Source organism: Sphingomonas sp. BAUL-RG-20F-R05-02 (genome assembly GCF_022662305.1).
Classification (GTDB): domain Bacteria; phylum Pseudomonadota; class Alphaproteobacteria; order Sphingomonadales; family Sphingomonadaceae; genus Sphingomonas.
Genome location: NZ_JAKNQH010000040.1, coordinates 1 through 9,127 on the forward strand (window position 1 = coordinate 1; position 9,127 = coordinate 9,127).

The window sequence follows — 9,127 nt, forward strand, 5'->3', positions numbered from 1 at the left end:
TAATGGGACAGGAGACGACGAAAGCTTGGCTGAGCATGTGCTCAGCCGGGGCGGCACGGCGACAAGGGGGAACGCCGTGCCTCCGGTAGCCCCAACTGGCGGGGCAGCCGGCCGGGGCAGCGCGACGACAGGGGGGCGCCGCGCATCTCTTAAGGTTTGAGCTACACCGCGATGCCGATTGTTGCGGTGGCGACATACCCAGCGCTGACGCTTCCCGTAAACGTGGGGGTCTGCTGAGCGATCTGAGCCGCCGTGTTGTCGCCGAAAACGTTATCCGTCGATAGCGATACCTTTGAGAAGATCGACTGGGCGCTCGGATAGGTTGTCGTGTCGGCGAAGATGGTGGTGCAGAGCGCAGCTGGCATGCAAAGTTGTGATGTAAGAACAGCGTATTTACCGCCGGTCGCGTTCGCCAGCGACGAAAATATCTCGAAGTGGTAGTGTGGCCATCGGCCATCATAGGCAGGCGGGAAGTACGTAGTGAACGTCACCTGCCCGTTCGCGTCGGTGACCTGCACACCCCGAAGATAACTTTCGGTGGGAGCTGAATAAAGCGAGTAATGGCCCTGTCGATCGGCATGCCATAGGTAAACGGCGTAGCCGGCAAGCGGAGCGCAAGCCGCGTTGGCGTTGACTACCGTGAGTGTGAGCGTCACCAGAACGCCGCCCGCGTCGGTCGTGGTGCTGATGAAGCTCTTGCGAATGTCGCTGCGCACGATCCCACTGATCAGAAGCGCGTTGGACGTTGATCCACTTGCTGAGTTGGTACCGTCCGCTGGATAGGGACCGGCCGTCTCGCTGGGATCGGCAATGCACCCGCTCGACGTGGTCGTGGTAGTGGTCGTCGCGGTTGCGGTCGGTGTTGGCGTTGCTGTCGTGGTCGTGTCCGTGCTGGTAGATCCGGTCGTGTCGCTGCTGCTCGAGCCGCTTCCACCACCGCAACCTGCCACGAGGGCGGCGGTGCCTACGCCCGCGAACCACTGCAGAGCGCGACGGCGCGCAATCAGGGCGTTGAAACGTGGCAAATCCTCGGCCATGCCGTGGCCGTGATCACTATTGTCGTCGTGTTGGTACGTCATGGCATCCTCCTGTGATCCGATGACCCTATTTCAACGCAACGCTTGTCTAGAAATTGTCCCAACAGCAGAAATGTTATGTCTGCCGTAATCCGAACGTGACTTAAGCTTCATCGTCGGAACGACGACGACGACCTGGATGGAATTGGCGACCATATGCGGTGCAGCGTCTACGAAGCCAATTAGCTGGCGCTTGCCTGCGACTTGCACGGCAATGCCAAGGTCTATGACGATCTCGACACCGTCATGGGGCTGATCGGGCCGCTACGTGACGATCCGCTGCGGACCTCACCGCCGGTTGCGAGTCGATCGTCGTCCTGTCGCCGCTGGGTACCGGGGGGATGCAGTTGCCGGGCAGCGAAGGTCTTGAAGCGCAGGTTGATGGATTGCGGAAGAGCGGCAGTCGCGTGTTTGTCATTGAGCCGGACGAGGTATCGCGCAAGGCGATCGGTCATAATCTGCTGTCGCCTGAGGCCCGCGTTCCGGCAGCTGAAGCTGGGCGGGTACAGGGTCGTGCCGAAGCTGTTTCCACGATCGCCTTCTCAACCGACGGCGCTGCCGTCAGTTACACCAAACGCTTCCTGTCTAAATAACGAGGCCGCTTTGGTCGAAGACCTTGTTCCTTTCGGGCATACCCTGCAGGAACACAGTTACTGGAACAGGTTCTGCGTTCAAACAGGGTTTGTTACAGGCATATTGAACACTTTGTTCGAACGGTCTAGAAGCTGGTCGAACAGATGAGGCTTTGATGTCGCTTTTTGGCTACGCACGCGTTTCCACCACCGAACAGGACCTCGGCATCCAGGTAGCCGCGCTCCGCGCAGCAGGATGTCAGACGATCCGTTCCGAGAAGAAGTCGGGTAGCGAACGCGGCGCGCGCACGGAATTGCAAATCCTGATGGACTTCCTTCGTGAGGGCGACACGCTGGTCGTGACGCGCATCGATCGCCTCGCACGATCGATGAAAGATCTGCAGGACATCGTGCATGAGCTGAAGGGCAGGGGGGTTGCCCTGAAGGCGACGGAGCAGCCCATCGATACCGGCACTGCTGCAGGCAAGGCATTCCTCGACATGCTTGGTGTGTTCGCCGAGTTCGAGACCAACTTACGGCGTGAACGGCAGGCTGAGGGCATTGCAGCGGCTAAGGCGCGCGGTGTTTATAAAGGAGGCAAGGCGCGCATCGACCCCGAAGCTGTTCGGACACTAGCATCGGCGGGTGTGAAACCAGCGCATATCGCTCGGCAGCTCGGGATCTCGCGCGGGACGGTCTACCGCTTTCTGCCTGTACCGATTCCGCACGTTGCTGAGCAATCGTCCGTCAAGCATCAAGAGCAGCGATTTGATCCAAGGTCTGCGCTGAAGAACGCAGAGGCGATATTAGGCTTGGAGCCGAATATTTCGTAAGCAGACACGTTTTGATGTAAAGTGCAAATAGCTGATTGCAAAGGATTTGGTCGCTAAATGATGAGATGTGCGTTGATTTAGCTCAAGCCGCCACTAGCGAATTTGGAACTAACCACGTGCTGTGATGCGTTGAACCCGCTTCCGGCTTGACGGTTGTCCGTTAAAGCGCCGACGCTTGGACACACGCATGCCATGAGCCTTGAACGACTTGTCTTCGAACATGACGCGATCGACTTGATATCGCGCAACTTGCGCGTGCTTACCAAGCAGGAGCCGCCGGATTTCGAGTCCGCCATATCGTTGCTTGCGCTGCTGGCGCGTGAAGTCGAGTCACACTTGGAGTATGAGGACAGAACGGTCTATGCCGTCCTGATCGACCGCTACCAAAAACCACCGAGACTGTTGAAAAAGGCGTGCGCGGGATTGGCTTGGCGGATAGCTGGCGACGCCGGGCACCGGAGAATGCGCCGCGTATCAGGCCGGCGCGGCCTGCCGGGCCAGCAGTTGAAGATTGTATGCCGCGGCAGCCATGGTGAACTCCTCGGCTGCTCCGGCGAGGCCCCGCAGCTTGAGCGTTCGTAGCCCTAGGTTGCGTTTCAGGTGGCCGAACACGCGCTCGATCCGCTGTCTTCGACGCCGCGCGTGCACATAGGCGTCGGTGCCGGCAAGGGCGCGCACGGTATCGCGGGCATCCTCGCTAACGAGGCGGGTGATGCTGCGTTTCCGGCTGACGGTGCATCGGGGCTTCAGTTCGCAGCCAGCACAATCGGCGACATGGCTTCGGTATACGCGAACCTGGCTGGCGCGTTTGGTGCCGCAATAGCCGAGCGGCTTGTCCGCCGGGCAGCGATAGGCATCGGCCTCGCGATCATAGCGAAAGGCATCACGGGTGAAGAAGGTGTCGCGCTGGCGGCTGCGGTCAATGACCGGGATGTACGGGGTGATATTCCGGTCGATTAGCCAACCGAGCAACGGGCCGCTGCCATACGCTTTATCGGCCGAGAGGCTCTCGGGTGCGATGCCCAGCGTGGTGCCGGCACGCGACACCAGTGTCCGGGTCGCCGCGACCTCGGACGAGAAGCGCGCCGGCGTCGCCTCCACATCGAGGATGCAGTCGGTATCAAGGTCGAGCAGCGGGTTGATGGCGTATGCGTACCGCGCCGGCCCGTGCTTGCAGGTGAGCGCCGCCTGCGGGTCGGTCGGCGAGATGCTGGTCGGATTGACGGGCGCGGGCTCGTCGGGATCTGGCGGCAACGCGGCGTCGAGCGCCGCTAAATATTCGGCGACGGGTCGCGATATGCTTTCCCCGGCACGAAGCTCGTCCGCGGCATCGACTCCCTTCAGCTTCTTCTCGCGGCTGGCGTCGGCCATGATCGTGCTGCCGTCCACCGCCACGTCGCGCCCAGCCACCAGCCCGGCCGCAGCGCACTTCGCGACCACCTGCTCGAATAGCAAGCGATGCAGGTCGCAAGCGCGGAAGCGGCCGTGCCGGTTCTTGGAGAAGGTGGAATGGTCGGGCACCCGGTCGGCCAGATCGAGCCGGCAGAACCAACGATAGGCGAGGTTGAGATGCACCTCCTCGCACAGGCGGCGTTCCGAGCGGATGCCGAACAGGTAGCCGACCAGCAGCATCCGCAGCATCAACTCCGGGTCAATCGAGGGTCGCCCGCTCGGGCTATAGCTCGCCGCCAGCGCCTCACGGACGAAGCTGAAGTCGAACAGCCCGTCGATGCGACGTAGGAGGTGGTCGGCTGGCACATGATTGTCGAGCCGGAACCCGTAGAACAGTGCGCCTTGCGCCACCTGCCGACCCATCATGTTCGTGATCCCCCGACGCCTTTTACGAGTGAATCACGCCTCGGTCACCATCGCAAGCAGGCCTTTTTCAACAGCCTCCACCGTTTGTAGGTGCCGAACGGTTCGAGCAGCTCTTTGAGGTATTTAAGACCGATTGGTGCGACTATCTTGCCGATTGGAGCGAAGGCAAAGTTCGAGCGGAATGGGGCGGACTCTGCGCTGCAACCGCCGCGATCATCCCGCGACTTCAGGCACGCGTTCGGACCGAAAATGAGCTCATCTACTCGCGCGCTTTGAACGATGGGGTCATCAAGCTCCGAGAGGCAAGCTAATGCTCCGGACGACCGCTATGCAACCGCACCATCCAGCCTGCCGTCTGTGACAGAGCAGAGGCCCCCTTAGGCTGACTGCGTCAGGATCATGGATTGCTTCAGAGCTCCGGAGGTCGAGCCAACGGCTCCTGCCTCGGCAATCAAGCCGGCGTCACTCAACTCGCGGTGATCGATCCACCATTTGGCGTCGGTCACGTGAAGACAGGCACGGTAATCGGCTGGGTCGCCGGGCGAGGTCGCGCTGATCATCGCCGCGAGCCGCTTAGCTCGGATGGTTGAGGCCCATGCAATCTGTCGATCGCTTCCGATCAGGGGTGACAGCGCGAGGTGCGCGATCGCTGCGCTGTCACCAGCGGCGGCATCGGCCTGCTCTGTACGTTTCTCCGCGACGAAACAGCTCTTGCACTTGGTTGTCTTCAACCAGGCTGCCTTGCGATCCATCTGGCTGGCGAAACCGGAAAGATAATGGGCCTGCTCGTGGCCGCAGGCATGCGCGATACGGTGTTCCATGGACCGACAATGCCAAGGCGTGAGGGAGACGCAAAGCGCTTGAGTCAGATTGAATCAGATTTGCGATGGGCTGCCGGGATTTGCCGCCTTTTCTGTCAGGCACGCACGACACCGTCGGCATTGACCAGATCAGGCCCGACCAGCTCAGCGTACCGACCTCGTTACCCGTGATCCGATTGCTGGCATGTTGATCTCGCTGGCTGGACTGGGTGTGGAGTGGGGGGCGAGCACCTCTTATACCCGCTAGAAAGATTGCCGATCAGCGATCCCGCTCGGCGCGCTTGCGATCTGCCTTGCGAGCTCGGCTGATCGCCGCTGCGTGTTCGCGTGCGCGGCGCTCGGACGGCTTCTCCTAGTGGCGGCGCAGCTTCATCTCCCGGTAGACCCCCTCACGCTGCAGCTTCTTCTTGAGCGCACGCAATGCCTGGTCGACATTATTGTCTCGAACGATGATCTGCATGGGGTGACTTCCAGAGCTATGGCCAAGGCGATGCAGCCTCGTAGGTCAAGCGGGCAGGGGGTGCCAAGCCGCGCGACAGCCGATGACACAGCGCGCGTGGTCAGCGCCGATAAGTCTTTCGAGGCAACACCAACAGCACGATCGTTGCTTAATCGCCTGCATTGGGTAAGGTCCCGCCGGTTTTAACGGGAGCAGGAACTTCATGAACATCAGCGAACTGACCAAGGGCGTTGCCGAGGCGACCGGTACGAGTGACGCCGACGCGAAGAAGGCGATCACGGCTGTATTCGACCAGATCGCAGGCGCAGCCGCTAAAGGCGAAGAAGTCTCGATCCCAGGGTTTGGCAAGTTTGCCGTGAAGGATCGTCCGGAACGTCAGGGCCGTAACCCGTCAAACGGCGAAGCGATCACGATTGCGGCATCAAAAAAGGTCGCTTTCACGCCCGCCAAGGGCCTGAAGGACAAGCTCTGAAGCAGACTGGCACCGGAAGTTTTTGCCGGTGCCGATGGCCTTCTATTCGATCGATACCTAATTTACCGCTTCTCTCCAGCAGTCTGATGGCGCGCCAGCATCTCGCTGGCGCGCCGTGTAGCTGCGCTGGTGTCGCCGGAGAGCTTCTTCACCTCACTCGCCACTACAGCGAAGCCCCTGCCGGCATCGCCAGCACGCGCGGCCTCAATCGTGGCGTTGAGGGCCAACAGGTTCGTCTGGCCGGCAATCGCATTGATGTCAGAGACGATCCCGCCGAGCTCCGTGATCGTGCCTTGCAGCGCGAGATGGTTGGCCTGGAGCGCCCGCTCCAAGCCAACCTGCCGCGTCACATCGGTGGCGATCTTGAGAATGCGCCGGATCACTCCGCCCTGATCGAAGATCGGGTTATAGGTGGCCTGTAGCCAGATCTCAGAACCGTCTGCCCGTCGACGCGAGAACTCGCCCTGTTCGAAGCCGCCCTGCCGTAGCAAGCTCCAGAAGCGTTGGTACTCCGGCGAGGCCGCATAGTCCGCATTGCAGAGTATCCGGTGATGCTTGCCCACGATCTCGGCCAGATTGTAGCCGATCAGGGTGAGGAAGGGGTCGTTAGCCCAGGTGATGACGCCGGCCACGTCGAACTCGATCACCGCTTGCGAACGACACACAGCCTCCCACGCCGCTCGGCAGTAGCCGTCACTTGGAACATGGCCGACTGCGTGATCTGAAGCGTGGGGAGGCATGTTCTTTGCTACTCACTCCGAGCAACAACATCCATACAGATAGCGTTTTGCGAAGCCAAACCCTGGTGAGATTTTCGTCCTCAACCAGCGCGGCTGGCAAATCCTGAAAAGGGCGTCTTGATATTAAGCAGACCGGCTGCAGTTAGGGTGAGAAGCCGCTAGTCCGCTTTGGATGGCGATCACGGGCACCGGACCTTCGTTCATGTAAATGTCCGCCGAGGTCTGTAAGGACAAGCTCTGATGAAAATTGGCGCCGACCATGCTCTGCCGGCGCCTTCAACGATGTAATCAGGAGGCGTTTCAGATAGGAACGCCTCCTAGGTCGAGTTATGCTGACGCGATGGCTTTCTCGATGTCGGCTGTGGTGTGTCCGGTCAGATCCTTGGACACTTCGCCGACGAGCTTGGCTTCAAGTGTCTTGTGGTAATGCTTGCGCAATTCGCCCAGCGTTCGCGGTGCAGCAATCACTACGAGGTCGTAGCGCGGATGAAGTGGTTCGCTTTCTTGAGGCTGTGCCGTCCCTGAACAGATCTCTGAAGCTGGCGAGCGTAACAGAATCTTGAGCGACTGCTTCGGGGTCCTCGCGGCAGCTACGTCACCGGCGGGTGTCGACCAACTTGAACCTTTCCCCGATCGGCGCCGGAACGGCCGCTGTTGCGGGAACCCGACATTCTAGCTTCATTGAACAGGCCGGCAGCAGGGCGGACTCAACCGGCCGTCGCAACACGCTGTTTGTTGATCTGCGAGAGGCACTCGTCAATCGCCTCGGCGGGTGTTTTCCAACTCAGTGTCTTCCGGGGGCGGGCATTGAGAGTGGCCGCTACGGCATCAATAGCCTTGGGGCTATGAGCACTCAGGTCGGTGCCTTTGGGGGAAGTACTGGCGTAGCAATCCATGGGTGTTCTCGTTGCTACCGTGCTGCCATGGACTTTGGGGGATCGCAGAAGTCGACGTGGACGCCGGTATCGACCTTGAAACGGGCATGCTGCGACATTTCGGCGCCTTGATCCCAGGTGAGCGACCAACGCAGTTCCTCGGGTAGGTTGACGATGGTGCGCGCGATCGCGTCGCGCACCGCCTCCGCGCCGTGTCCTGCCAAGGCCGGCCTGTTCTTGATGCTTGGCCCTTCACCGTGACCTTCATGCGCGGCAGGTGCAGCAGCATCGTAAAGCGTGTCGTGCGCTCGAACAGCGTGCCGATCGCGGAAGCTGCCGAGGCCCAGGATCAAATCGCCTTCCCAGTGACCCGGGACTGCTCGATCGTTGGCTTCGGCTGGGCGCTGGGAGATCATGATGTCGGGCAAGACGAAGTTCTTACCCCGTAAGCCTACGCGGGCAAGGCAACGTTTCCGGCAAGCTTCGTGACCTTGGGACGTCGGGCAGACCGTTCGGCATGCCACTGGGCGACGGTCGCGCGGTAATCCAAGGCGCCGCTGCGCGTCGTCGCATTGCGTCGGACTTCGCGCGATATCGTGGAGGCGGAACGACCAAGCCGGCGTCCGATCTCATGCAAACTATGACCTTGGACGAGCAGCAGCGCGATGTCCTCGCGCTCCACCAGTGATAGATATCTTCCCGATAGCGGCTTCGCCGCAGGCCTGAAATCGCTGGTGGCATACCGCCCGCCTCCCGGAACCATCTGGTACCCACAGGTTGCGACACTCCAGCTCCAATTGCAGCCGCCTCGCTGCTCATCCCGGTAGCAATAAACGCCCAGAACAGCTGTCGCTCGCTCCGCGTGGCTACCGGAGGCAGACCCGGTGATCGCAATGGCAGCCGTCCGCATCGATCCGACCGCCGCTTCATGAATGCCCATTGCAACCTCCTTTGCCGAAGTGTTGCGGCGACCGGTTGAGTCCGCCCAGTACACCCCAGTTTCGGCCCTTGGAGCCCGGCCGGTTGCCCAAAAGCGGACGCTCGATGCCCCTTATTCTATTCTATAGACTCAACCCGACCGCCCAATCATCTTCAGGACATTCATGCGTCCTCCCGGACAACTAAAATCAGCACCAGCCTGGTATCGAGACCGAGGTCCATAGATGCGGGAACTAAACATTAGCCGGAACCCGGTAGCTGACACCCGTCACGCGCTATCCGGGGGCAGCGTGCCGCATCCGACGTCCGCCTCAGTACGCGTCCGGCTGGACCACCTGCACCAGCTTTGCCGCATCCTGTCCGGTCGGCAGGCGACCCGACGCGGTAAGCCGCTTGGTCGCATCATCCCAATGCAGCGTCGCGGATGCGCCGCCGCCATTCCGGTAGGCGTTGCTCACGCCGTCATCGTCGTACAGCGTGAAGCTCGCGTCGCGGCCCGGATAGACGCGGATGCTCTCCAA

9 protein-coding genes and 2 pseudogenes are annotated in these 9,127 nt (G+C 61.0%); 3 read left to right on the forward strand and 8 right to left on the reverse strand.

The annotated features are described in order from the left end of the window. Positions 1 to 161 precede the first annotated feature (161 nt). The gene (locus tag L8F97_RS21960; protein WP_242154821.1) at positions 162 to 1,079 is read right to left on the reverse strand and encodes an intradiol ring-cleavage dioxygenase; all 918 of its coding nucleotides are present in this window, start codon (positions 1,077 to 1,079) and stop codon (positions 162 to 164) included. A 338-nt stretch (positions 1,080 to 1,417) separates the two neighbouring features. Between L8F97_RS21960 and L8F97_RS21965 the strand changes: the two genes are divergently transcribed. Next, positions 1,418 to 1,669, forward strand: a complete 252-nt coding sequence (locus tag L8F97_RS21965; RefSeq protein WP_242154823.1) for a hypothetical protein — start codon at positions 1,418 to 1,420, stop codon at positions 1,667 to 1,669. Positions 1,670 to 1,824: 155 nt separating this feature from the next. Beyond that, on the forward strand, positions 1,825 to 2,481 hold the full coding sequence (locus L8F97_RS21970; protein WP_242154825.1) for a recombinase family protein: 657 nt from the start codon (positions 1,825 to 1,827) through the stop codon (positions 2,479 to 2,481). 474 nt (positions 2,482 to 2,955) lie between these two features. Here the strand turns inward: L8F97_RS21970 and L8F97_RS21975 are convergent, their stop codons facing one another. From L8F97_RS21975 to rpsU, 3 genes and pseudogenes are all read right to left on the reverse strand, one after another. Continuing rightward, on the reverse strand, positions 2,956 to 4,299 hold the full coding sequence (locus L8F97_RS21975; protein WP_242154827.1) for a transposase: 1,344 nt from the start codon (positions 4,297 to 4,299) through the stop codon (positions 2,956 to 2,958). Positions 4,300 to 4,676: 377 nt separating this feature from the next. Next, on the reverse strand, positions 4,677 to 5,120 hold the full coding sequence (locus tag L8F97_RS21980; RefSeq protein WP_242154828.1) for a hypothetical protein: 444 nt from the start codon (positions 5,118 to 5,120) through the stop codon (positions 4,677 to 4,679). Positions 5,121 to 5,379: 259 nt separating this feature from the next. Beyond that, positions 5,380 to 5,580 (reverse strand): annotated as a pseudogene (rpsU, locus tag L8F97_RS21985) (30S ribosomal protein S21). Between the two features lie 202 nt (positions 5,581 to 5,782). On the opposite strand from rpsU, the gene L8F97_RS21990 reads away from it, so the two are divergent. Continuing rightward, positions 5,783 to 6,052, forward strand: coding sequence for an HU family DNA-binding protein (locus L8F97_RS21990; RefSeq protein ID WP_242154830.1), 270 nt, complete (start codon positions 5,783 to 5,785; stop codon positions 6,050 to 6,052). Between the two features lie 62 nt (positions 6,053 to 6,114). On the opposite strand, the gene L8F97_RS22780 is transcribed toward L8F97_RS21990, so the two are convergent. The 4 genes and pseudogenes from L8F97_RS22780 to L8F97_RS22015 form a co-directional block, all read right to left on the reverse strand. Continuing rightward, positions 6,115 to 6,792, reverse strand: a complete 678-nt coding sequence (locus tag L8F97_RS22780; RefSeq protein ID WP_277925142.1) for a methyl-accepting chemotaxis protein — start codon at positions 6,790 to 6,792, stop codon at positions 6,115 to 6,117. A 327-nt stretch (positions 6,793 to 7,119) separates the two neighbouring features. After that, positions 7,120 to 7,260 (reverse strand): host attachment protein, encoded by a 141-nt coding sequence (locus L8F97_RS22935; RefSeq protein WP_242154832.1) that lies wholly within the window; start codon positions 7,258 to 7,260, stop codon positions 7,120 to 7,122. A gap of 239 nt (positions 7,261 to 7,499) precedes the next feature. Then, positions 7,500 to 8,597: pseudogene (locus L8F97_RS22010) on the reverse strand (IS30 family transposase). Between the two features lie 320 nt (positions 8,598 to 8,917). After that, on the reverse strand, positions 8,918 to 9,127 hold a 210-nt coding region (locus tag L8F97_RS22015), incomplete at its 5' end, for a DUF5110 domain-containing protein (RefSeq protein WP_242154834.1).

What these genes read in the sequence shown, in the direction of transcription:
- L8F97_RS21960 (WP_242154821.1), bottom strand. Translation starts at nt 1,079, where the DNA reads ATGACGTACCAACACGACGACAATAGTGATCACGGCCACGGCATGGCC.
- L8F97_RS21965 (WP_242154823.1), top strand. Translation starts at nt 1,418, where the DNA reads ATGCAGTTGCCGGGCAGCGAAGGTCTTGAAGCGCAGGTTGATGGATTG.
- L8F97_RS21970 (WP_242154825.1), top strand. Translation starts at nt 1,825, where the DNA reads ATGTCGCTTTTTGGCTACGCACGCGTTTCCACCACCGAACAGGACCTC.
- L8F97_RS21975 (WP_242154827.1), bottom strand. Translation starts at nt 4,299, where the DNA reads ATGATGGGTCGGCAGGTGGCGCAAGGCGCACTGTTCTACGGGTTCCGG.
- L8F97_RS21980 (WP_242154828.1), bottom strand. Translation starts at nt 5,120, where the DNA reads ATGGAACACCGTATCGCGCATGCCTGCGGCCACGAGCAGGCCCATTAT.
- L8F97_RS21990 (WP_242154830.1), top strand. Translation starts at nt 5,783, where the DNA reads ATGAACATCAGCGAACTGACCAAGGGCGTTGCCGAGGCGACCGGTACG.
- L8F97_RS22780 (WP_277925142.1), bottom strand. Translation starts at nt 6,792, where the DNA reads ATGCCTCCCCACGCTTCAGATCACGCAGTCGGCCATGTTCCAAGTGAC.